Consider the following 23,239-nt stretch of genomic DNA (forward strand, 5'->3'; position numbering starts at 1 on the left):
AAAGTTTTTAGGCTAAAAATCATCTTTATCTTTGAAGGCACATGAAACCAACGACACCCGCATCATTCTATAGTATACTAGAATCTAAATTTCCACATACACCAACTGCCACACAATCAGTGGCTTTGCAGAAATTAGCTGAGTTCACCCTTTCGACGGTCAAGGATGAAGTTTTTTTGTTAAAAGGTTACGCCGGTACGGGTAAAACTACTTTAATAGGCACTTTAGTGAACAGTTTATGGAAGGTTCGGAAGAAAGCTGTGCTTATGGCACCGACTGGTAGAGCAGCAAAAGTGATGTCGAATTATTCAAAAACACAGGCGTTTACCATCCATAGAAAAATATATTTTCCGAAGAAGCAAAGTGGAGGGGGAGTGCAGTTTGTATTAGCTCCTAATAAACATCGAGATACTTTATTTATAGTCGATGAAGCATCTATGATACCAGATACGGCCGCTGACTCTAAATTATTCGAAAATGGTTCTTTATTAGATGATTTAATGATGTTCGTCTATTCTGGGCACAAATGTAAGTTGTTATTAATAGGAGATACAGCGCAATTACCACCCGTGCATTTGGTGTTAAGTCCCGCTTTAGATGGTGATAAACTTTCTTTGAATTATAATAAAGAAGTGGTTCGTTTAGAATTGAATGAAGTAGTAAGGCAAGCAGGCGATTCAGGAATTTTGGCAAATGCAACCTTATTAAGGGAGCAGCTACAAAGCGATTTCTTCGAAGATTTCAAATTTGATGTCGATCCCTTCACCGATATAGTGCGATTAATAGATGGTAACGAAATACAAGAAGCCATCGATAGTTCATATTCGGAAAATGGAAAAGAAGAAACTGCATTTATAGTACGATCTAATAAACGTGCAAATCTTTACAATCAAAATATTAGAGAGCGAATTTTATTTTTAGAGAATGATATTGCAGTAGGCGATTTTATGATGGTGGTGAAGAATAACTACTATTGGTTAAAGCCAAGCACAGAAGCCGGTTTTATTGCAAACGGAGATATTATAGAGATTTTAGAAATATTTGACATCAAGGAAATTTTCACCTTTAAATTTGCCGAGGTTAAGGTGAAAATGGTCGATTATCCTAATATGCCACCTTTTGAAACTGTTTTATTGTTAGATACCATTACGGCAGAATCTCCCTCCTTATCATATGAAGATGGTAATAGACTGTATCAAGAAGTCATGAAAGACTTTGCACATGAAAGTTCTAAGTACAAGAAATTTTTGGGGGTTAAGAATAATAAGTACTTCAATGGTTTACAGGTGAAATTCTCTTACGCAATAACCTGTCATAAATCTCAGGGGGGACAATGGGATACTGTTTTTATAGAACAGCCCTATTTGCCCAATGGTATAGATAAAGAATACTTAAGATGGTTGTATACCGCAGTTACAAGGGCAAAGAGCAAGTTGTACCTTATAGGTTTTAAAGATGATTTTTTTCTTGATTAAGAAAAGGTTATTTTAGTAATTATTGAAATAGGAAAGAATTTTTTCTAATAGTAAATTGAATATGACAACCGATACAGTTTTAAGTATTTTTTTAGGAATAGGATTAGCAGCATCTGTAGGATTTAGAGTTTTTCTCCCCTTATTTGCACTAAGTCTTGCATCATATTTCGGAGTATGGGAACTAAATGATAATTGGCAGTGGATAGGCAGTTTAGTAGCAGTTTTAACTTTAGGTGTTGCGACATTATTAGAAATATTTGCTTATTTCATCCCTTGGTTTGATAATTTATTAGATAGTATAGCAGTGCCTTTAGCAGCAATAGCAGGTACCGCGGTAATGGTTTCTACAGTAGCAGATTTAGATCCGGTAATAACTTGGTCTTTGGCAATAATAGCCGGTGGTGGTACTGCCACTGCAATAAAAGGAGCAGGAGCGACAGGTCGTTTGGCATCAACTGCAACAACTGGTGGGTTGGCGAATCCGTTAATAACGACAGTAGAAACAGGTACGGCGGCAGTTGTGTCTGTAGCTTCAATATTTGCACCTATCTTAGCAGCGGTTTTGGTGATTATCATCTTAGTAGTCATATTTAGGATATACAGAAGCTTGAGACCAAAGGCAAAAACATAAAATTAAAATAGTTGAAAAAAATAGCAATGATACCTGCCCGTTATGCGGCATCAAGATTTCCTGCAAAATTAATGCAAGATTTAGCTGGTAAACCGGTCATTTTAAGAACCTATCAAGCTGCGGTACATACCAAGTTATTTGACGAAGTATATGTAGTGACAGATAGCGATGTTATCTATGACACTATCATTAAAGCAGGTGGTTTGGCTATTATGAGCCAAAAAGAACATGATTGTGGTAGTGATCGTATTGCAGAGGCCGTTATGCAGATGGATGTCGATATTATTGTAAATGTGCAAGGCGATGAGCCATTTACAGATAGAGAAAGCTTAGAAGGGGTGATGAAGGTTTTTGAAGATGATATTCATAAAGAAATTGATCTAGCCTCTCTAATGGTTAAAATTACGGATGAAGAAGAAATTAATAATCCGAATACGGTAAAAGTAATAGTAGATAATAGAGATTTTGCATTGTATTTTTCTAGGTCACCGATACCTTATCCAAGAGCAAAAAGTGAGCAAACCATATATTATAAGCATAAAGGTATTTATGCCTTTAGAAAAAGTGCGTTAATGGATTTTCAGCACTTGCCAATGCTACAATTAGAAGCGACAGAAAAAATTGAAGCCATACGTTATTTAGAATATGGTAAGAAGATTAAAATGGTAGAAACGAATGTTCAGGGTATAGAAATAGATACTCCTGAGGACTTAAAGAAAGCTCAAGCAGCATGGAAATAAATTTTGACGGAATTAATGTTATCGGTTTCGATGCAGACGATACTCTGTGGGTTAACGAGACTTACTTTAGAGATACTGAAGATAAATTCGCCAACTTGTTGGAGAAGTACGAAACCAAGAATAAAATAGATCAAGAGCTCTTTAGAACAGAAATAAAGAATTTAGATTTATATGGTTATGGTATAAAAGGCTTCATGCTTTCTATGATTGAATGTGCTTTAGAACTATCAAATAATGAGGTGTCAACTAAAACGTTAGGAGCACTTTTAGATTTGGGAAAAGAAATGATCACCCAGCCAGTAGAATTATTGGACGGAGTAGAAGATGTTTTAAAAAGTTTGAAAGATAAATACCGATTAATTGTCTTGACAAAAGGCGATCTTTTAGATCAAGAACGAAAATTGGAACGATCAGGATTGTCAGAATATTTTCATCATGTAGAAGTGTTGAGTGATAAAAAGGAAAAGAATTATAGCGATCTTCTAGAGCATTTGCAGATAGCACCAAGTGAGTTTTTAATGATTGGTAACTCTCTGAAATCAGACGTTTTGCCGTTAGTAGAAATAGGGGCAAGGGCAATACATGTTCCTTTTCATACTACATGGGAGCATGAAGAGGTAAAAGGACCTATAGAGAATAAAGGATACATGACGATATCTACCCTAACGGATATTTTGGAATATGTTTAATGAAAATGGACGTGAATAAACAAATGACATTGAAGAAAATACCAACGAAAGCGTCAGAGGAGTTTAGAAATTTCCCTATGGTGCCAAGAATAGTTTATGGTAAGGGTAGTTTTGATACCCTGGGTGATATTTTAATGCCGAAAAGAAAACACTCAGAAGCACCAATGATTTATTTGGTAGATGATGTTTTTGAAAATACGGAGCTCATCAATAGAATTCCCAGTATTTTTTGTGATCAAATTATTTTAATTTCAGCCGAAGAAGAGCCAAAAACCGAACAAGTGGACGCTCTTGTTGAAATGATTCATGAAAAGTTTACTGAACTACCATCTGGTATTATCGGTATTGGTGGTGGCACCTTATTAGACTTGGCAAAAGCAGTTGCGATTATGCTGACTAATCAAGGTAGTGCATCAGAATATCAAGGTTGGGACTTAGTCAATAAACAATCAATATATCATGTAGGTATACCGACCATAAGTGGTACAGGAGCAGAGGTTTCTCGAACCACGGTATTAATGGGTCCGGAAAAGAAATTAGGTATAAATTCAGATTATACCACTTTTGACCAGGTCTTATTAGATCCAGAATTAACAGTAGGAGTGCCAAAAGAACAATGGTTCTATACAGGTATGGATTGTTTTATACATTGTATAGAATCCCTAAATGGAACCTTCTTGAATGCATTCAGTCAGAGTTATGGCGAGAAATCGCTAGAGCTTTGCAAAGAAGTTTTTTTAGAAGATATAGAAGAATCAGAAAGTAGAGAGAAGTTGATGATGGCATCTTGGCATGGTGGTATGAGTATTGCATATTCACAAGTAGGTGTAGCACATGCCATGAGTTATGGTTTAGGTTACGTTTTAGGTGTAAAACACGGAATAGGCAATTGTCTTGTTTTTCAATATTTAGAAGAGTTTTATCCGGAAGGAGTAGAAGTGTTCAAAAAAATGCTCCAAAAGCATGATATAGAATTGCCAAAAGGGATATGTGCAAAGTTGTCGAATGCAGAAATGGATACGATGATTACTGTTGCTATGGGGATGGCTCCATTATGGGAAAATGCCTTAGGCGAAGACTGGAAGTCTGTAGTTACTCCTGAAAAACTCAAGGCTATTTACCAGAAAATATAGTTTTTTAATTTATTTAATCAGTAGGTCAGTTAATAGCATAGCCTACATTTTTGTCATATGCAGCAAATAGCAAAATTTATATATTTTAAAATTCTAGGATGGAAATTGAACGGAGCCTTTCCTTCCCACTTAGATAAATTTGTGGCCATTGTAGTGCCGCATACCAGTTGGTGGGATTTTCTGTTGGGGTTGTTAATTCGTGCGGTCTGGCAAGAAGAAATAAACTTTGTAGGCAAGAAGAGTTTATTCAAACCTCCTTTCGGTTGGTTTTTTCGATGGACAGGTGGTGCACCAATAGATCGTACTAAAACCAATGATACCGTAAAAGCTACAGCGGAGATATTCAGTGAGCGAAAAAAATTCAGATTAGCACTTTCGCCCGAAGGCACCAGAAAAAATGTAGAAAAATGGAAAACAGGATTCTACTACATTGCTAAAACCGCCAATGTACCAATTGTACTAGTTGCTTTTGACTACGGCAAAAAAGAAATAAAATTATCAAAACCTCTTATCCCAACAGAAGATAAAGAAGCCGATTTTAAGAAGTATCATGCTTTTTTTGAAGGGGTTGAGGGGAAGCATTGATAGGGTGAAATGTTAATTCAACGACAATAGGTTTTATAAACCCGCATAAAACAAAAAAAGGAGACCTATTTGGTCTCCTTTTTTTATAAAACTATATAGAAGTTTATTCTTCCATAGAATGATATACATTCTGTACATCATCATCTTCTTCTAATTTTTCTAGAAGCTTTTCAACATCTGCAACTTCTTCTTCGTTTAGTGATTTCGTTACTTGCGGTATACGTTCAAAGCCTGAAGATAAAATTTCTATTTCACGGTTCTCCAATTCTTTTTGTAGGGCGCCAAAACTTTCAAATGGTCCGTAAATTAGTATTCCGTCATCATCAATGAAAACCTCTTCAGCTCCAAAATCAATTAACTCTAATTCTATTTCTTCAGGGTCTAAACCTTCAGCTGGTATTCTAAAATTACAAGTATGGTCAAACATGAATTCTACAGATCCTGATGTACCCATATTTCCATTACACTTATTAAAATAACTTCTAACATTCGCTACCGTTCTAGTATTGTTGTCAGTTGCAGTTTCAACTAATATAGCTATACCGTGTGGTGCATATCCTTCAAAAAGGACTTCTTTATAATCACCAAGACTTTTATCACTTGCTCTTTTAATAGCTCGTTCCACATTGTCTTTCGGCATGTTTACAGACTTCGCATTCTGTATAACTGCTCTTAAGCGTGAATTGGAATCTGGATCTGGTCCGCCTTCTTTTACGGCCATTACAATATCTTTGCCTATACGTGTAAAGGCTTTGGACATTGCTGACCATCTTTTCATTTTACGTGCTTTTCTAAACTCAAAAGCTCTTCCCATGGTAAATTATTTTAAACAAATGTACAAAAACGGTCAATGTTCAGAAATCAATAAATTGAATTTCATTAATAACCTTTTCTATCTGTAATTAATATCGATTATTAAAATTCACTTTCTATGATGTCTTCAATCGTTCTGGCTAAAACAAAATCTTTTTCGGTAACACCATTAGCATCATGGGTGTTTAGACGAATATTTACAGTATTGTAAACATTGCTCCAATCTGGGTGATGACCTTGTGCCTCGCATTCAAAGGCTATACGTGTCATTACCGAAAATGCTTCTTTAAAATTTTTAAATTCAAAAGTGGTTTCTATGGCGCCATCCACATATTCCCATCCGTCAAGTTGACCCAAATAGTCCGCTATTTGCTGGTCAGTAAATTTTTCCATTTCTTTCATAATTACTACTAATTTAAAACATGATGGTCAATAATATCTTGAAAAGTAAACTGTAAATTTTTTGGCAATTTATTGGTCTTTGGTAAAACAGCCAAATACCTATCTTCATTAGTGGTATAAACTCTTTTTATAATAGGATTAAAATTACCTACACGTTCTAAAACTTCTTTAATAAAATCTTCATGATGTGTTAGATCATTGCTTCCTAAATGGTAAATACCCGTTTTATCTCTATTGATAAGGTAATGAATTTGTTGCGTTAGCTTATCATCATTAGTGACATTTAATATTAGGTTTGGGAAGACTTCAACAGGTTCATTTGCTAAAATAGCCTTTTTCATATCCTTAACTCTAGGGGAGCTATTGCCAAATACCATAGGCACTCTTAAGATTGCCATTTTGTCTTTTGGTAACCTTAGCAACATATTTTCAATCTTTATTTTTAATCTGCCATATACACTTTCAGATAAAGTCTTGTCCATTTCATAAGATGGGTATTTACTATAGGTATCAAAAACATTGGCAGATGATATAAAATAAATCTTACATTCTTCTTTTAAAATATATTCTGCAATATGGTCGTGGGCAATGACCAAGGCAGCAAAATTTCCTCTTAATGCTGAAACTATTACCTGTGGCTTAACAGCTTCTAATACCTCGACAATATCATCTTCCTCTAAATTATAATGTATAAATTGTTTATTAGATGAGAATGAGTTTGCGGCATGGCAATAGGTGCCATAGGTGTCGAAATAATTACAAAGCTCTTTGTAAATCGAATTGCCTATGAATCCACTTCCGCCAAGAATTAATATTTTTTTAGTTTCTAATTTCAAAAAATGGAAAGTTCAGTTTCTGTAGTTAATTTTTCTAAGGCAAGCATTCCTAATTTAGAATTCCCTTTAGGGTTAAGTCCGGGAGACCAAGTGGAAACGCAAAATTTATTTGGGAGAAAGGCCACGATACCGCCGCCTACACCACTTTTACCAGGCAGTCCAACTTCAAAAGCAAATTCACCTGCTTCATCGTAAAAGCCGCACGTCAACATTATGGCATTAATACGTTTCACTTGTGATACTGTTAAGAACGTATTATTTCTTCTACACTTTCCATTGTTCATGAACATGAAAAAAGTATTCGTTAATTGAACACAGTTCATAGCAAGTGAACATTGATGAAAATAAAAATCCAGAACAACGTCTACATCATTTTTTAGATTACCATACGATTTTAAAAGGTTGGCTGCTGCAAAATTTCGAAATCCTGTTCGTTTTTCAGACTGTGCCACATCTATATCATAATCTATAGTGTCATCATTTGCAATATTTCTTACGTAGTTTAAAAAATCTTCTTTCGGGTTCTTTAACTGTGAAACCAAAATATCTGCAATTACAATTGCACCAGGGTTAATTAGCGGATTTCTAGGTATTCCGTTTTCTAATTCTAAAAGCGATAGATGGTTAAATGGATCTCCAGAAGGTTCAACATCTACACGTTTCCAAACTTTTTCTCCGATGAGTCCTAAAGCCATTGAAAGGCTTAAAACTTTCGAGATACTTTGAATCGAAAATTGTTCGTCAGATTTTCCTGCTGAAAAATTATGTTGTTGAATATCTATCAGGTGAATACCGAAATTGTCAACATTGACCTTCGCTAATTCAGGTATATAATCTGCAATCTTACCTTTATCTTTTTCATTAGATGCAGCTTCATTAATTGAGGTAAGAATATGTTGAAAATCTATCATCTACTTTTTGTAAAAGGGTAATTTAACTACACTTGCAGGTACTGCATTTTTTCGAATTTGAATGCTAATTTTACTGCCTACATCTGAAAAAATCGGAGGAACATAACCTAAGCCGATACCAGTACCCATTGAAGGCGACATAGTACCAGAAGTTACCACGCCTATTGTTTTTCCATTATTATCAACAATATCATAACCATGTCTAGGTATACCACGTTCGTCTAGTTCAAAAGCAACTAATTTACGTTTTGGTCCATGTTGTTTTTCTTTTTCTAAAGCTGCAGAGTTGACAAAATCTTTATTGAATTTTGTAACCCATCCTAAACCAGCTTCAAGCGGAGAGGTATTATCGTCAATGTCATTACCATAAAGGCAGTATCCCATTTCTAAACGAAGGGTATCTCTAGCTGCCAATCCGATTGGTTTAATTCCGAAATCTGTTCCGGCTTCAAAAACCTTGTCCCATATTTGTTTTACCTCGTCATTCTTACAGTAAATTTCAAATCCACCAGAACCGGTATATCCTGTTGCAGAAATAATTACATTATCTATACCTGCAAAATCAGCAACTTCAAAATGATAAAATTTTATATCAGCTAAATTAACAGATGTTAAAGATTGCATAGCTTCAACAGCCTTAGGACCTTGAATCGCTAAAAGCGAATATCCTTCAGATATGTTTTTCATATCTGCTTTAAATTCATCGTTGTAAGATGAAATGTGATTCCAATCTTTTTCAATATTTGAAGCGTTCACCACTAATAAATATTGCTCTTCTTTAATTTTATAAATGATAAGGTCATCTACAATGCCACCAGTTTCATTAGGTAGACAACTGTATTGTGCTCTGCCAATAGTCAGTTTCGTCGCATCGTTAGACGATACTTTTTGAATTAAATCTAAGGCAGTAGGCCCAGAGATTAAAAATTCGCCCATATGTGATACATCAAAAACGCCCACACTTTTACGTACAGTTTCATGTTCGGCATTAACACCTTCGTAAGAAACGGGCATGTTATAACCAGCAAATGGAACCATTTTGGCACCAAGAGATTCGTGAGTTGTGGTAAGCGCAGTATTTTTCATCTTTTTCTATTTATTGGCGATACAAATTTATCGAAAATAAATAGAAGCAAATGTGGCTAAACCTCGAATTAGGAAAATATTGTAACCTTTAATACAAGACTAAGATTTTAAAAGAAAATCTTTCAGTCCGCCATAGGTTGAAATCTTGATAGATTTTTTAGTTTTTCCCATTACTTTCTGAATCTGTGCAGGGATTTCTAATTTTACATGAAGTGTTTCTTCAACAATATCCAAGAATTTTACAGGGTGCGCAGTTTCTAAGAAAATACCGTAAGAATCAGGATTTTGTTCTTGATATTTTTTCAAGCCCAAGTACCCGACCGCACCATGTGGATCAGCAATATACCCGTTGATATTGTATATTTCCTTTAAGGCATCCTTTGTTTGATTATCATCAAAAGGATAGGAGGAAAGGTTCTCTTTTAGCGCTTCAAAATTATCTTGAAATAAATGTCTTATTCTAATAAAATTACTTGGATCACCAACATCCATCGCATTAGAAATAGTTGCTGTAGATGGTTTAGGAGTATACTCTTTTGTAAGCATAAACTGCGGTACGGTATCGTTCACATTAGTAGAAGCTATAAAGTGCTTTACTGGCATGCCTAATCGCTGCGCAACTAAACCTGCGCATATATTACCGAAATTACCGGAAGGAACAGAGAATACAATCTCTTTACCTTTTGATTTTGCTTGCTTGTAGGCGAAAAGAAAATAAAATAACTGTGGTAACCAACGAGCAACATTAATAGAATTTGCTGAAGTCAGTTTCATATGGTCAAGAAGCTCTTTATCTAAAAAGGCATTCTTTACCATAGCTTGGCAATCATCAAAAGTACCATCAACTTCTAAAGCGGTAATATTTTTACCTAGAGTGGTTAACTGTCTTTCTTGAATATCGCTCACTTTTCCGCTAGGGTAGAGTATAACTACGTTCACTCCTGCAACACCTAAAAAGCCATTAGCAACGGCACCACCAGTATCACCAGAAGTAGCTACAAGTACGGTTACTTCATTTTTCGTAGACCTTGAGAAATAGCCTAAACATTGTGCCATAAAACGAGCGCCAACATCTTTAAATGCCATGGTAGGGCCATGAAATAATTCTAATGTGGCAATGTTTGGAGTGATTTCAACTACTGGAAAATCAAAATCTAGCACCTCTTTTAAAATGTTCTTCAAGACATCATCAGGTACAATGCCCGATACAAATTGCTGTATTGCGATAAACGCTATTTCTTCGTTAGATAGGCTTTCAATATTCTCGAAAAAAGAACTAGATAATGCATTAATTTCCTCCGGAAAATACAAACCTTTATCAGGTGCAATACCATTGACTACGGCATTATCAAAAGAAACCTCAGGTGCTGTATTGTTTAAACTATAGAATTTCAAGCTGAATATTTTTAAATGTTATAATGAAAATGTGCTGAACTTATAAAAGTTTAACGCCTTCCATATTAATTTTTGAAACATGTATTTCGTAAGCTATACCGATTTTATCATAAACCGTTTTCATCGCATTACCGACCTTTGTTGCTGTTTCGTTCCCTTTACTAAATGCAAAAATTGACGGTCCGGATCCTGAGATGCCAGAACCTAACGCACCAGCTTCTAGAGATACCTTTTTAACTTCATCAAAACCAGGAATTAATATAGAACGAATAGGCTCAACAATATGGTCTTCTAAAGAGCGACCAATTAAGTCAAAGTCTTCTTTGAATAATCCGGCAACTAAGCCTCCTACATTGCCCCATTGTTTAATACCGGTTTCCATAGAAATAGTGGTCTTTAGAATTTTTCTAGAATCTGATGTTTTTATTTCTATCTGCGGATGTATAATAGTAACATATAATTCTGAAGGAGCTGGGATAGTAATTACATCTAGCGGACTATAGCTGCGCACCAATGTAAACCCACCAAATAGGGCAGGGGCTACATTGTCTGCATGGGCAACATCACTAGCCAAGCGTTCGCCTTCCATGGCGAATTTTACCAGTTCGGTCTTACTGAACGGGTTATCCAATAAATGGTTCATTGCCCAGACAGCACCTGCAGAACTTGCAGCGCTACTACCAATACCACTACCAGGTTTTATTTTTTTATTGATTTCAATTTCGAATCCGCCATCATAATCAGATGCTAATAAAAATGCATTACCAGCCACGCCGGCAACATTGTTCAGAGTTTCCTTTGGTAGGTCTTGTCCTGTTAGTTTGGTGATTCTAATACCCTTTTGAGGTACTTTTCTCACTATCATTTCATCACCGACCGAGTCTAGGGCAACGCCTAGAACATCAAATCCGCATGAAACATTTGCTACTGTTGCAGGGCAAAAGACTTTAATTTCGTTTTGGCTCATAATGAATACTATTGTTATGAAATTTAGAAATTACCAATTCGTATAATATCGGCAAATATACCAGAAGCTGTTACCGCTGCACCAGCACCGGCACCTTTAATAATCATTGGTTGGTCTGGGTATCTTTCAGTGTAAAAAAGTACGATGTTATCACTACCCTCTAGATTGTAAAAATCGTGACCCTTAGGTATTTCTTGCAAACCAACACTAGCCTTACCATTGTCAAACTGAGCAACATATTTCAATTTGCTATCCGCATCTTTTGCGCTAGTAAATAGGGATTGAAAGTGAGCTTCATTTAGTATTAAAGAAGCAAAGAACTCATCATTATTAGCTGTGTTTAAACTTTCTTCAGGTAAGAATGGATTGTTGGTAATATCGCTGATTTCTAATTGATTTCCACTCTCACGAGCTAAAATTAATATTTTACGCATTACGTCAACTCCACTTAAATCAATTTTTGGATCAGGTTCTGTATATCCCTCTTCCTGAGCTTGTTTTACCACATCATGAAAGGTGGTTTTATCATTGAAGTTATTGAAAACAAAGTTTAAACTTCCTGAAAGAACAGCCTGAATTTTAAGGATTTTATCTCCGGATGCAATTAGGTGTTTTAAAGTGTCAATTATGGGTAGCCCAGCGCCAACGTTAGTTTCGAATAAGAAAGGAGCGTTATATGTTCTTGCTAAAGATTTTAAATGAGAATAGTTTTCAAAGGCAGAAGAACAAGCAATTTTATTACAAGTAACTACAGAAATACTATTACCTAAATATTCGCTGTACGTTTTAGAAACCTCTTCACTTGCTGTGTTATCAACAAAGATGCTATTTCTATAGTTTAGGCTATTTACCAATTCTAAAAATTTAACCTTGTCGGCTTTTTCACCTGCCGCAAGTTTGGCTGACCAATCATTTAGGTCTATCCCTTTTTCGTCAAAAAGCATAGTTCTTGAGTTGGACATTCCTATTACTCGAATGTTCAATTTTAAATTCTCTTTCAAGAATTTACGTTGCTCTTTAATTTGCTCTAGAAATTTAGCCCCAACATTACCAACACCCATTACAAATAGGTTTAATTGCTTAATGTTTTCTTCAAAAAACTCTTCGTGCAATGCATTCAGTGCTTTTTTGACATCCTTTTCATCTATAATACAAGAAATGTTTCTTTCAGACGCACCTTGGGCAATCACTCTAATATTGACATTGTTTTTACCAAGAGTGCTGAACATTTTACCACTCAATCCTTGATGGCTTTTCATATTGTCACCAACTAGGGCAACGATAGCTAAATCTTTTTCGGGCATTACTTCTTTTATACGACCTCTTTCAATTTCATATTCAAAAGCTTCATTGACAATATTTACTGCCTTTTCAACATCATCGGCAGAAATACCAACACAGATAGAATGCTCAGAAGATGCTTGTGTAATTAAAACCACACTAATATCTGCCTGAGAAAGAACTTCGAAAAATCGTTTTGAAATTCCTGGTATACCAACCATTCCCGGTCCTTCTAAAGAAAGCAATGCAATATTGCCAATATGGCTTATACCACGAACGGTCTTACCTTTTTCGTTTTTAGATTTTGTAATTAATGTACCGGCTTTATCAGGGCTAAAAGTGTTCTTTATTACAATAGATATCCCTTTAGATAATACTGGTTGAATAGTAGGCGGATAAAGCACTTTGGCACCAAAATGAGACAGCTCCATAGCTTCCTCATATGAAATATGCGGAATAGCTTTTGCTTGCTTTACCATTTTTGGATTCGCAGTATACATACCACTAACATCTGTCCAAATCTCTAAAACATCTGCATCAATAGCGGCAGCATATATTGCTGCTGTATAATCAGAGCCACCTCTGCCTAAAGTAGTAGATACTCCTTCTTCAGAAGTAGCTATAAATCCTGGGCAAACGGTTACTTTCTTATTTGAAGCTTTGAAATAATCTAGGCAGTTAGCATTGGTTTTTGTGAAATTGACGACATTCTTGCCATTAAACTTATGTGTAATTATCAGCTCTCTACTGTCTTTAAATTCAGCATCTATTTTTTCGCTAACAAGGTATTCGCTAATAATGTAAGAAGAAAGAAGTTCTCCGTAGCTAACTATTTTATCAGATAATTTCGGAGTAATTTCTCCAATAAAAAAAGCACCTTCCAAAAGAGTTTCCAATACGTTGAACTCGCTCTTAACTTTGCTAAGTACTTTACTTTGTGCCGTTACAGGTATTAGTTCTTTTATGGTAGAAAGATGTCTTTCTTCTAATGTGCTAAGAATTTTTTTGTAAGATTGATCTTGAGTAGAAGCTAATGACCCAGCTTCTAATAATAGATCCGTTACACCTCCTAAAGCAGAAACAACCAGAATTATCGGGTCATTATACTTGGAGATTATATTCTTAATTTTAATTATATTTTCGGGTTTGGCTACAGATGAACCACCAAATTTTAGAACTTTCATGATATGAAATATTGACTTTGTAATTTAAGATATGGTGTAATTAAACACGGGTACGGAGAAATATAGTTTTTAACCCCTAAGGGTGAACCATGCAGTTGTTGTACCATAAGTAATAGTAGCTGTAGTGAAATCGAATGTTATGTCTGTTTTATAGCAGTCCATAAATACTAATGGTTGAAAATCAAAAGTAGTACATTTGATATCCTAAACAAATGATTCCACAATTTTTTACGGAATCGTTACTTTTTAGATGTAAAAAAAATAAAGAATGAAATTATACAGTGCAAAACAGATTTATAAAGCAGATCAGATTTCTATAAAAAAAGAAGAAATAGGCAGCAATGAATTGATGGAACGCGCAGCCTTACAACTCTTCAATTGGATGCATTTGCGTATGCAAGGCGCACCAGTAAGAATACATTTATTCTGCGGTATTGGTAATAATGGGGGAGATGGTATTGCCCTTGCCAGACACCTAGTGGATCATGGATATAATGTAGAAGTATACGTTATAAATTACAGTGAAAAGCGCTCAAAAGATTTTCTGATAAATTTAGATAGACTGAAAGATCGTAAGGTATGGCCTCATTTTATGAATTGTGATGATGAGCTACCAGAAATTGGCAGGGAGGATATTATTGTAGACGGAATTTTTGGAATTGGATTAAATAGAACACCAGACGCTTGGGTAACAAAAGTAATTCAGTATTTAAATAATTCTCAAGCTTTCATTCTATCTATTGATATTCCTTCGGGATTATTTACAGATAAAGGTCCCGAAGATTTTGAGGCAATTATTAAATCTAATTTTGTGTTGAGTTTTCAAACTCCGAAACTAGTTTTTTTCTTGCCTGAAACAGGAAAGTATATAGAACAGTGGGAAGTTTTAGATATAGGGTTAGATCCGGAATATTTAAGGGTGACGGAAACCGATTATAAATTAATTGGAAAGAATGAAGTACTTACAATGTACAAGCCGCGTGAGAAATATGGACATAAGGGAACTTACGGACATTCTTTAATTATTGGAGGTAGTTATGGTAAAATGGGCTCAGTATGTCTGTCGTCTAAAGCTGCACTGTATTCAGGTAGCGGTTTAGTAACATCTTATGTTCCAAGAATAGGATACAACATTTTGCAGACCTCATTACCTGAAATTATGGTTTTAACCGATGCCAATGAAAATGAACTTACAGATATAAAGATAGAAATAGAACCAACGGTTATAGGGGTAGGTATTGGGATAGGAACAAGTGAGGCAACCGTTAAAGCTTTATCTAGTTTTCTGAAAAGTAATAAGCTGCCATTGGTACTTGATGCTGATGCGCTTAATATTCTTTCTAAGAATAAAGATTTATTGACAGAATTGCCAGAAAATTCTATTTTGACTCCGCATCCAAAAGAACTAGAGCGTTTGATAGGAAAATGGAAAGACGATTTCGATAAACTTTCTAAGGTGAAGAAATTTTCGAAAAAGTATAAATGTATTGTAGTAATTAAAGGTGCGCACACTATTATAGTGCAAAATGGAAAAGGTTATGTAAACACAACTGGTAACCCAGGTATGGCTACTGCAGGAAGTGGCGATGTATTGACAGGTGTGATTACAGGCTTACGAGCACAAGGCTATGCTGCATTAGATGCTGCAATTTTCGGAGTTTATTTACATGGTAAAGCCGGTGATATTGCAGTGGAGTCTACAGGTTTTCAATCCTTAACAGCATCACATCTAATATATAATTTAGCTGGAGCTTACTTAGATCTGTTCAAAATGCCAGAACAGCCTGTTGTAGAAGAAGAAAATCAACCAAGTTGATTTTCTTTTAAGAGTTAACTCTTCTTTTTACCCATTTTAAAGCATTATCAAATTCAATGAAAAACTTCATTGGTTTTTTGTAGAACAGTTTTTCAATCTTAAAGTTATGCATGTCTATTTCTTTGACAGAAACAATAGCAAAAGCTTTAAGGTTGTCTAGCTGTTTTAGATAATTGTAAATGGTAGGGTCAATGGCAAATGAATTTTTGCGTAGACTTATAAAACCAAAATTTTTGTCTCTAAAGTGAATTTCAGATATACCAATAATTTGATATGCTCTTTCTAGAGTAAGCGTAGCGCCCTCATCAAAGATGGATACCATGTAGTTATCATATACTTGAATTTTTCCTGTTTCTAATTCGTATTCCCTTACAATTACCTTCTTCTTGGTAGATCCAATCTTCATTCTATTCGTATTAATATAGTGTGTCTGAAGCGAAAATATAAGGAACTAGATTCTCTGGGTAAATTTTTAGTTTAAACGCGAAAATATCGTTCATACTGCGTATGGCTACTAATCAATGTGTTTTAATTCTTACAATAAAAAATGAATTGTACGAAATAGGAGCCCTTCATAGGGCTCCTTTTTTATATTCCAGTAAAGTATAAATACCTATGTTTTAGGCGATTCTTCCTCTGCTTTTTCAATTTTAATCGTCAATTCTTCATTTTTCTTATCAAGATCGATATAAATGCTATCTCCCTCTTTAAGTTTAGAATTCACTATTTCTTCCGCAAGGGCATCTTCAATGTATTTCTGAATTGCTCTTTTAAGCGGTCTAGCTCCGTACTGTTTGTCAAAGCCTTTCTCTGCGATATAGTCTTTAGCTTCATCAGTTAGGTTCAAGTGGTAACCAATATCTTTGATTCTCTTGAATAACTTAGCTAGTTCAATATCTATAATTTTATGTATGTCCTCTCTCTCTAAAGCATTGAAGACAATTACGTCATCAATTCTATTTAAGAATTCAGGAGCAAAAGCTTTCTTTAATGCATTTTCGATAACACCTTTTTGATGAGAGTCTTCTTGTGACTTTTTGGCAGAAGTACCGAAACCGACACCTTGACCAAAGTCTTTTAATTGTCGTGCACCAATATTAGAAGTCATTATTATAATGGTATTTCTAAAATCGATTTTGCGACCAAGACTGTCTGTTAAGAAGCCATCGTCTAATACCTGTAAAAGCATATTGAATACATCAGGATGCGCTTTTTCAACTTCATCAAGCAATATTACAGAGTAAGGTTTTCTTCTAACTTTTTCGGTTAATTGACCACCTTCTTCGTAACCAACGTATCCTGGAGGTGCACCAACTAATCTAGAGATAGCGAACTTCTCCATATACTCACTCATATCTATACGAATAAGTGCGTCTTCAGAATCAAAAAGTTCTTTCGCCAATACTTTCGCCAATTGTGTTTTACCAACACCTGTCTGACCTAAAAATATAAACGAACCAATTGGCTTGTTAGGATCTTTTAGTCCGGCTCTATTTCTTTGTATTGCTTTAGAAACCTTTGCAACCGCATCATCTTGACCGATTACGTTCGATTTAATAAGCTCTGGTAATCCGGCTAACTTGTTACTTTCTGTTTGTGCAATTCTATTTACAGGAATTCCACTCATCATTGAAACAACATCGGCAACATTATCTTCGCTTACAGTTTCTTTGTTAAGTTTACTGTCATCTTCCCAACGCTCTTGAGCGATAGCAAGTTCCTTTTCTAGACTTTTTTCGTCATCACGTAACTTTGCAGCTTCTTCATATTTCTGCTTTTTGACAACGCTGTTTTTAAGTTCGCGTACATCTTCTAATTTCTTTTCCAACTCAAGAATTTGTTTTGGAACATCCATATTAACGATGTGCACACGAGAACCAGCTTCGTCAAGAGCATCAATAGCCTTGTCTGGTAAAAAACGATCCGTCATGTACCTATTTGTCAATTTAACACAAGCTTCAATAGCTTCGTCAGTGTAGGTTACATTGTGGTGATCTTCGTATTTACCTTTAATGTTATGTAAAATTTCAATTGTCTCATCAACAGTAGTCGGCTCAACAATTACTTTTTGAAAACGTCTTTCTAAAGCTCCATCCTTTTCAATATACTGTCTGTACTCATCAAGGGTAGTGGCACCAATACATTGAATTTCACCTCTTGCTAATGCTGGTTTGAACATGTTAGAAGCATCTAAACTTCCTGTAGCTCCACCTGCACCTACAATAGTATGAATTTCATCAATGAATAAAATGACATCATCATTCTTTTCTAGCTCGTTCATTACCGCTTTCATTCGCTCTTCGAACTGTCCGCGGTATTTTGTACCGGCAACTAAAGAAGCGAGGTCAAGAGTAACAACTCTTTTGTTGTAAAGAATTCTAGAAACTTTTTTGTCAATTATACGTAAGGCAAGACCCTCTGCAATGGCACTTTTACCAACACCTGGTTCACCTATAAGTAATGGGTTGTTCTTTTTTCTTCTACTAAGAATCTGAGAAACCCTTTCTATTTCTTTTTCTCTTCCAACAACAGGGTCTAGTTTATTTTCTTCTGCCATTTGAGTAAGGTCTCTACCAAAATTATCTAATACCGGAGTTTTAGATTTTTTAGCACCTTTCTGGCTAGAAGCAGCACCAAAAGTGCTTTCCTTACCTTCGTTTGTGTCTTCAGAATCACTAGGGAAAGACTCGGCCGTTGGGCCGTCTACCATATCGTCGTCGCTTGTAATCATAAATTTAAACTGTTCCTTGACACCATCATAATCAACTTTTAATTTATGTAAAAGCTTCGTAGTAGGGTCATTTTCATTTCTAAGAATACAAAGTAAAAGGTGTGCGGTATTAATAGAAGAACTTTGAAAAAGTTTAGCTTCTAAAAATGTTGTTTTTAATGCACGTTCAGCTTGCCTTGTTAGGTGCAAGTTCTTTTTATCTTTTTGTACGCCACTAGCGTTAGGGTTAGAAGGGCTAAGTATTTCTACTTTTCTACGTAGGTGTTCCAGATCAACTTCTAAAGCATCTAAAATGCTTATAGCCTTCCCGTTTCCATCTCTAAGAAGCCCTAACATGAGGTGCTCGGTACCGATAAAATCGTGACCAAGTCGCAATGCTTCCTCCTTGCTATAAGCAATTACATCCTTTACTCTTGGGGAAAAATTATCATCCATATACTATATTATCTACTATAAAATTACTAAATATGATTCAATCAATGGCAAATACCGTACCTATAATCGTTAAAGTTATTGTAAAACCCATTAAATGCGGCTTTAATAGTGCTTAAATACTGATTTAAACTAAAAATTAACATAACTATGCCAAGTGTTAATAAAATTTGATATAATTAAAACGACTTAGTCTTTAAACGCTTAGGATTTAAGTATATTGGCATGCTTTTTTACTAATTAAAAAACATAAGATTTTAAGATGGCTGACGGTGAAAAATTGATTCCCATTAACATTGAAGACGAAATGAAATCTGCTTACATTGATTATTCAATGTCGGTCATTGTGTCACGAGCCCTGCCAGATGTCAGGGATGGATTAAAACCCGTGCACAGAAGAGTTCTTTTTGGAATGCATGAATTAGGGGTTAGAAGTAATAGCTCGCATAAAAAATCTGCCCGTATTGTGGGTGAGGTTCTTGGTAAGTATCACCCGCATGGTGATACTTCTGTATATGATGCCATGGTTCGTATGGCGCAAGAATGGAGTCTACGATATATGCTTGTAGATGGTCAAGGTAACTTTGGTTCTGTTGATGGTGATAGCCCTGCAGCGATGCGTTATACGGAAGCCCGTATGCGTAAGATTGCAGATGATATGCTTATCGATATTGAAAAGGAAACTGTAGATTATCAATTGAATTTTGATGATTCTTTGAAAGAGCCTACTGTGCTACCTACTAGAGTTCCTGCTTTATTGGTTAATGGAGCATCTGGTATTGCTGTAGGTATGGCTACCAATATGCCTCCGCATAATTTAGCGGAAGTCATTGATGGTACTGTTGCGTATATTGATAATAACGACATTGAGATAGATGAGTTGATTACACATATTAAAGCGCCAGATTTTCCGACGGGAGGTATTATTTATGGCTATGATGGTGTAAAAGAAGCTTTTCATACAGGAAGAGGGCGTGTAAAAATGCGTGCTAAAGCAACTTTTGAAGAAGTTCAGGGTCGTGAGTGTATCGTTGTTACTGAAATACCTTATCAGGTCAACAAGGCCGACATGATCAAGAAAACTGCCGATCTTGTTAATGATAAAAAATTGGAGGGTATATCCAATATTAGAGATGAATCTGACCGTAACGGTATGCGTATCGTTTACATCTTAAAGAGAGATGCTATCCCTAATATCGTTTTAAATATGCTGTTCAAGTATACGGCATTACAAACTTCATTTAGTGTTAATAACATTGCCTTGGTGAATGGAAGGCCTCAGTTGTTGAATGTGAAGGAAATGATTCATTATTTCGTTGAGCATAGACATGAGGTTGTAGTTCGACGTACACAGTTTGAATTAAAGAAAGCTGAAGATCGTGCACATATATTAGAAGGTTTAATTATTGCTTCTGATAATATAGATGAGGTAATTGCAATAATAAGAGCTTCAAATAATGCTGATGAGGCTAGAGCAAACTTAATTGAGCGTTTTAAATTAAGTGAAATTCAAGCTAAGGCAATTGTAGAAATGCGATTGAGACAACTTACTGGTCTAGAGCAAGATAAGCTAAGAACGGAGTATGATGAAATTATGCTTCTTATTGCAGATCTTAAAGATATTCTTGATAAGAAAGAGCGTAGAATGTCTATTATTAAAGATGAGCTTCTTGAAATTAAGGGTAAGTACGGAGATGAAAGAAGGTCTGTAATTAATATTGCAGGTGGTGATCTTAGTATGGAAGATATGATACCAGATGAGCAAGTGGTAATTACCATTTCTCATGCCGGTTACATCAAAAGAACTCCGTTAACGGAATATAAAACTCAAAATAGAGGTGGGGTTGGTCAAAAAGCATCTTCAACAAGAAATGAAGATTTCTTAGAGCATTTGTTTGTGGGTACCAATCACCAATATATGTTATTCTTTACGCAAAAAGGCAAATGTTTCTGGATGCGTGTGTTCGAAATTCCTGAAGGAAGTAGAACATCTAAAGGTAGAGCGATACAGAATCTTATAAATATTGAACAAGATGATAGTGTAAAAGCATTCATATGTACGCAAGATTTAAAAGATGAAGAGTATATCAATGCGCATTATGTTATTATGGCAACTAAGAAAGGTGTTGTTAAGAAAACATCTTTAGAGCAATATTCTAGACCACGTCAAAATGGTATTAATGCAATTACCGTTCGTGATGGTGATGAATTGCTAGAAGCTAAATTAACTACTGGTTCAAGTGAAATTTTCTTAGGACTTAAATCTGGTAAAGCCATTCGTTTTGAAGAAAGTAAGACGAGACCAATGGGTAGAAATGCTTCTGGTGTTCGTGGTATTACTTTAGCAAATGATGACGATGAGGTAATTGGTATGGTATCGGTACATAATTTTGAGGATGAAATATTGGTTGTTTCTGAAAAAGGTTATGGTAAGCGTTCAAGCATTGAAGATTACAGAGTTACCAATAGAGGAGGTAAAGGAGTTAAGACTATTAGTGTAACCGATAAAACAGGCGGACTTGTAGCTATTAAAAACGTTACTGATTCTGATGATTTAATGATTATCAATAAATCTGGTATTGCAATACGTATGAGCGTAGAAGATTTACGTGTAATGGGTAGAGCAACACAAGGTGTTAGATTGATAAACATTAAAGGTAACGACTCTATTGCAGCAGTTGCAAAGGTTATGAAAGATGAAGATGATTTGGAAGAATCAGAAATACTTGATATTGAGGTAGATGCTGAAAATGGCACGGAGATTGATAATTCTGAATCCGAAGAAGGAACAGAGACTGATAATTCTGAAACTGAAGATTAAGTATCAAAAAATTTAAACACTAATAATTAATATATTAAAGATGAAAAATAGATTATTACTTGTAGCGACCCTATCATTTACAATGATTGGTTTTGCTCAAAAAAATGAAATCAAAGCTGCGGAAAAAGCTTTGAAGTCAGGTGATGCCGCTACGGCGCAAACTGCTCTTGAGGCTGCATCTGGAACTATTGCAGCTGCAGATGAGAAGACGCAAGCACAATATTATTTCACTAGAGGTAAAATTTATAGTGATTTGGCTAAAAAAGGAAATAATGATGCATTTGAAAAATCTGCAACTTCTTTCAAGAAAGTTATAGAGTTAGAAGAAGCTTCAGGTAAGCAAAAATATTCTGCTGAAACAAACCAATATATGGCATCTTTAACGGCAGACCTTGTAAACTCTGCTGTTAGTGATAATGGTAATAGTAAGTTTAAAGAAGCTGCTGAAAAGTTGTACATGAGCTACACGCTTAGTCCAAAAGATACTTCTTATTTATACTACGCAGCTGGTAGTGCTGTAAACGGTGGTCATTATGAAATGGCATTAGATTACTATAATAAACTACAAGAAGTAGGTTATGATGGTAGTGCTGTAGTATATAAAGCTACAAACGCCGCTTCTGGTGAAGTTGAAGAAATGGATAAGGTTCAGCGTGATCTTATGGTAAAATCAGGTACGTATTCAAACCCGGTAGATGAGAAAACTCCATCTAAAAAAGCTGAGATTGTTAAGAATACAGCTTTGATTTATACACAATTAGGTCAAGATGAAAAAGCTTTAGAGGCTTATCAAGCAGCTAGAAAAAATGATCCAGAAGATGTAAATCTTATCTTAAATGAAGCTAACTTATATTTCAATCAAGGAAATAAGGATAAGTTTAAAGAGTTGATGGCTCAGGCAATCGCTTTGGCTCCAGATAATCCAGATTTGCATTATAACGTTGGTGTAATAAGCATGGAGCAAGATAATTATGCAGATGCACGTGTATCTTATAAAAAAGCTATTGAAATTGATCCTAAATATACTAATGCATATTTAAATCTTTCTACGACATATGTTAATGAAGGTAATGCATTGATTGATGAGATGAATTCATTAGGTAATTCTAGAGCTGATATTGCAAAATACGATGAGCTTAAAGAGAAAAAAGATGGTTTGTTTAAGCAAGGTGCTGATGTTTTAGAAGATGCATTAAAAAACAATCCTGATAGTGAAAATATCATGACTCAGCTTAAGAATATTTACGGAGCTATGGGTGATACAGAAAACTTCACAAAAATGAAGAAGATGTTAGGTGAGTAATCACAAAA

Annotated in this window: 19 protein-coding genes; 9 read left to right on the forward strand and 10 right to left on the reverse strand. The window is 35.2% G+C overall.

Features of this window, described 5'->3' with window-relative positions; all coding sequences use genetic code 11:
• Positions 1-41 precede the first annotated feature (41 nt).
• The 6 genes from ACJJVT_RS02240 (at position 42) to ACJJVT_RS02265 (ending at position 5,253) form a co-directional block, all read left to right on the forward strand.
• On the forward strand, positions 42-1,475 hold the full coding sequence (locus tag ACJJVT_RS02240; RefSeq protein ID WP_405396103.1) for an ATP-dependent RecD-like DNA helicase: 1,434 nt from the start codon (positions 42-44) through the stop codon (positions 1,473-1,475).
• A gap of 61 nt (positions 1,476-1,536) precedes the next feature.
• Entirely contained in the window at positions 1,537-2,106 is a 570-nt protein-coding gene (locus ACJJVT_RS02245) for a DUF4126 domain-containing protein (RefSeq protein WP_036155695.1), read from the forward strand.
• Positions 2,107-2,132: 26 nt separating this feature from the next.
• Positions 2,133-2,846 (forward strand): 3-deoxy-manno-octulosonate cytidylyltransferase, encoded by a 714-nt coding sequence (kdsB, locus tag ACJJVT_RS02250; RefSeq protein ID WP_405396639.1) that lies wholly within the window; start codon positions 2,133-2,135, stop codon positions 2,844-2,846.
• Positions 2,837-3,535 carry an HAD family hydrolase gene (locus ACJJVT_RS02255; protein ID WP_405396105.1) on the forward strand — a complete coding sequence of 233 codons (699 nt, stop codon included), beginning with the start codon at positions 2,837-2,839 and terminating at the stop codon, positions 3,533-3,535. Before kdsB ends, ACJJVT_RS02255 begins: the two co-directional genes overlap by 10 nt.
• A 23-nt stretch (positions 3,536-3,558) precedes the next feature.
• Positions 3,559-4,668 carry an iron-containing alcohol dehydrogenase family protein gene (locus ACJJVT_RS02260; RefSeq protein ID WP_405396106.1) on the forward strand — a complete coding sequence of 370 codons (1,110 nt, stop codon included), beginning with the start codon at positions 3,559-3,561 and terminating at the stop codon, positions 4,666-4,668.
• A 57-nt stretch (positions 4,669-4,725) separates the two neighbouring features.
• Complete coding sequence (locus ACJJVT_RS02265; protein ID WP_405396107.1) at positions 4,726-5,253, forward strand: 1-acyl-sn-glycerol-3-phosphate acyltransferase; 528 nt, start codon at positions 4,726-4,728, stop codon at positions 5,251-5,253.
• Positions 5,254-5,356: 103 nt separating this feature from the next.
• On the opposite strand, the gene ACJJVT_RS02270 is transcribed toward ACJJVT_RS02265, so the two are convergent.
• The 8 genes from ACJJVT_RS02270 to thrA all read right to left on the reverse strand — a co-directional run bounded on the left by ACJJVT_RS02270 (position 5,357) and on the right by thrA (position 14,128).
• Positions 5,357-6,067: a YebC/PmpR family DNA-binding transcriptional regulator gene (locus ACJJVT_RS02270; protein ID WP_405396109.1), complete on the reverse strand. Its 711-nt coding sequence runs from the start codon at positions 6,065-6,067 to the stop codon at positions 5,357-5,359.
• Positions 6,068-6,168: 101 nt separating this feature from the next.
• Entirely contained in the window at positions 6,169-6,459 is a 291-nt protein-coding gene (locus ACJJVT_RS02275; protein WP_073245998.1) for a 4a-hydroxytetrahydrobiopterin dehydratase, read from the reverse strand.
• Between the two features lie 17 nt (positions 6,460-6,476).
• Entirely contained in the window at positions 6,477-7,304 is an 828-nt protein-coding gene (locus ACJJVT_RS02280) for a sugar nucleotide-binding protein (protein WP_303600119.1), read from the reverse strand.
• Positions 7,301-8,215 carry a glutaminase gene (locus ACJJVT_RS02285; protein WP_405396111.1) on the reverse strand — a complete coding sequence of 305 codons (915 nt, stop codon included), beginning with the start codon at positions 8,213-8,215 and terminating at the stop codon, positions 7,301-7,303. Before ACJJVT_RS02285 ends, ACJJVT_RS02280 begins: the two co-directional genes overlap by 4 nt.
• Positions 8,216-9,301, reverse strand: a complete 1,086-nt coding sequence (gene gcvT, locus ACJJVT_RS02290) for a glycine cleavage system aminomethyltransferase GcvT (protein WP_299800960.1) — start codon at positions 9,299-9,301, stop codon at positions 8,216-8,218.
• Between the two features lie 99 nt (positions 9,302-9,400).
• Positions 9,401-10,696, reverse strand: a complete 1,296-nt coding sequence (gene thrC, locus ACJJVT_RS02295; protein WP_405396114.1) for a threonine synthase — start codon at positions 10,694-10,696, stop codon at positions 9,401-9,403.
• Positions 10,697-10,736: 40 nt separating this feature from the next.
• The gene (locus ACJJVT_RS02300; RefSeq protein ID WP_405396116.1) at positions 10,737-11,663 is read right to left on the reverse strand and encodes a homoserine kinase; all 927 of its coding nucleotides are present in this window, start codon (positions 11,661-11,663) and stop codon (positions 10,737-10,739) included.
• Between the two features lie 23 nt (positions 11,664-11,686).
• Entirely contained in the window at positions 11,687-14,128 is a 2,442-nt protein-coding gene (thrA, locus tag ACJJVT_RS02305; protein ID WP_405396119.1) for a bifunctional aspartate kinase/homoserine dehydrogenase I, read from the reverse strand.
• A gap of 268 nt (positions 14,129-14,396) precedes the next feature.
• On the opposite strand from thrA, the gene ACJJVT_RS02310 reads away from it, so the two are divergent.
• The gene (locus ACJJVT_RS02310; RefSeq protein WP_405396121.1) at positions 14,397-15,944 is read left to right on the forward strand and encodes an NAD(P)H-hydrate dehydratase; all 1,548 of its coding nucleotides are present in this window, start codon (positions 14,397-14,399) and stop codon (positions 15,942-15,944) included.
• A gap of 7 nt (positions 15,945-15,951) precedes the next feature.
• Here the strand turns inward: ACJJVT_RS02310 and ACJJVT_RS02315 are convergent, their stop codons facing one another.
• Both ACJJVT_RS02315 and ACJJVT_RS02320 read right to left on the reverse strand, forming a co-directional pair.
• Positions 15,952-16,350 (reverse strand): STAS/SEC14 domain-containing protein, encoded by a 399-nt coding sequence (locus ACJJVT_RS02315; protein ID WP_073245582.1) that lies wholly within the window; start codon positions 16,348-16,350, stop codon positions 15,952-15,954.
• 207 nt (positions 16,351-16,557) lie between these two features.
• The gene (locus tag ACJJVT_RS02320) at positions 16,558-19,110 is read right to left on the reverse strand and encodes an ATP-dependent Clp protease ATP-binding subunit (protein ID WP_405396124.1); all 2,553 of its coding nucleotides are present in this window, start codon (positions 19,108-19,110) and stop codon (positions 16,558-16,560) included.
• 259 nt (positions 19,111-19,369) lie between these two features.
• Here ACJJVT_RS02320 and gyrA point away from each other — a divergent pair, with 259 nt between their 5' ends.
• Together gyrA and ACJJVT_RS02330 are read left to right on the forward strand one after the other, a co-directional pair.
• A complete protein-coding gene (gene gyrA, locus ACJJVT_RS02325) occupies positions 19,370-21,928 on the forward strand; it encodes a DNA gyrase subunit A (protein WP_405396127.1) in 2,559 nt (852 codons plus the stop codon).
• 40 nt (positions 21,929-21,968) lie between these two features.
• Positions 21,969-23,231, forward strand: a complete 1,263-nt coding sequence (locus tag ACJJVT_RS02330; RefSeq protein ID WP_405396130.1) for a tetratricopeptide repeat protein — start codon at positions 21,969-21,971, stop codon at positions 23,229-23,231.
• Positions 23,232-23,239: the final 8 nt, after the last annotated feature.

Source organism: Maribacter sp. Asnod2-G09 (genome assembly GCF_045063795.1).
Taxonomy (GTDB): domain Bacteria; phylum Bacteroidota; class Bacteroidia; order Flavobacteriales; family Flavobacteriaceae; genus Maribacter.

Bases quoted from the DNA above. Each gene is read 5' to 3' on its own strand.
- ACJJVT_RS02240 (WP_405396103.1), top strand. From the start codon at position 42: ATGAAACCAACGACACCCGCATCATTCTATAGTATACTAGAATCTAAA.
- ACJJVT_RS02245 (WP_036155695.1), top strand. From the start codon at position 1,537: ATGACAACCGATACAGTTTTAAGTATTTTTTTAGGAATAGGATTAGCA.
- kdsB (WP_405396639.1), top strand. From the start codon at position 2,133: ATGATACCTGCCCGTTATGCGGCATCAAGATTTCCTGCAAAATTAATG.
- ACJJVT_RS02255 (WP_405396105.1), top strand. From the start codon at position 2,837: ATGGAAATAAATTTTGACGGAATTAATGTTATCGGTTTCGATGCAGAC.
- ACJJVT_RS02260 (WP_405396106.1), top strand. From the start codon at position 3,559: ATGACATTGAAGAAAATACCAACGAAAGCGTCAGAGGAGTTTAGAAAT.
- ACJJVT_RS02265 (WP_405396107.1), top strand. From the start codon at position 4,726: ATGCAGCAAATAGCAAAATTTATATATTTTAAAATTCTAGGATGGAAA.
- ACJJVT_RS02270 (WP_405396109.1), bottom strand. From the start codon at position 6,067: ATGGGAAGAGCTTTTGAGTTTAGAAAAGCACGTAAAATGAAAAGATGG.
- ACJJVT_RS02275 (WP_073245998.1), bottom strand. From the start codon at position 6,459: ATGGAAAAATTTACTGACCAGCAAATAGCGGACTATTTGGGTCAACTT.
- ACJJVT_RS02285 (WP_405396111.1), bottom strand. From the start codon at position 8,215: ATGATAGATTTTCAACATATTCTTACCTCAATTAATGAAGCTGCATCT.
- gcvT (WP_299800960.1), bottom strand. From the start codon at position 9,301: ATGAAAAATACTGCGCTTACCACAACTCACGAATCTCTTGGTGCCAAA.
- ACJJVT_RS02300 (WP_405396116.1), bottom strand. From the start codon at position 11,663: ATGAGCCAAAACGAAATTAAAGTCTTTTGCCCTGCAACAGTAGCAAAT.
- thrA (WP_405396119.1), bottom strand. From the start codon at position 14,128: ATGAAAGTTCTAAAATTTGGTGGTTCATCTGTAGCCAAACCCGAAAAT.
- ACJJVT_RS02310 (WP_405396121.1), top strand. From the start codon at position 14,397: ATGAAATTATACAGTGCAAAACAGATTTATAAAGCAGATCAGATTTCT.
- ACJJVT_RS02315 (WP_073245582.1), bottom strand. From the start codon at position 16,350: ATGAAGATTGGATCTACCAAGAAGAAGGTAATTGTAAGGGAATACGAA.
- ACJJVT_RS02320 (WP_405396124.1), bottom strand. From the start codon at position 19,110: ATGGATGATAATTTTTCCCCAAGAGTAAAGGATGTAATTGCTTATAGC.
- gyrA (WP_405396127.1), top strand. From the start codon at position 19,370: ATGGCTGACGGTGAAAAATTGATTCCCATTAACATTGAAGACGAAATG.
- ACJJVT_RS02330 (WP_405396130.1), top strand. From the start codon at position 21,969: ATGAAAAATAGATTATTACTTGTAGCGACCCTATCATTTACAATGATT.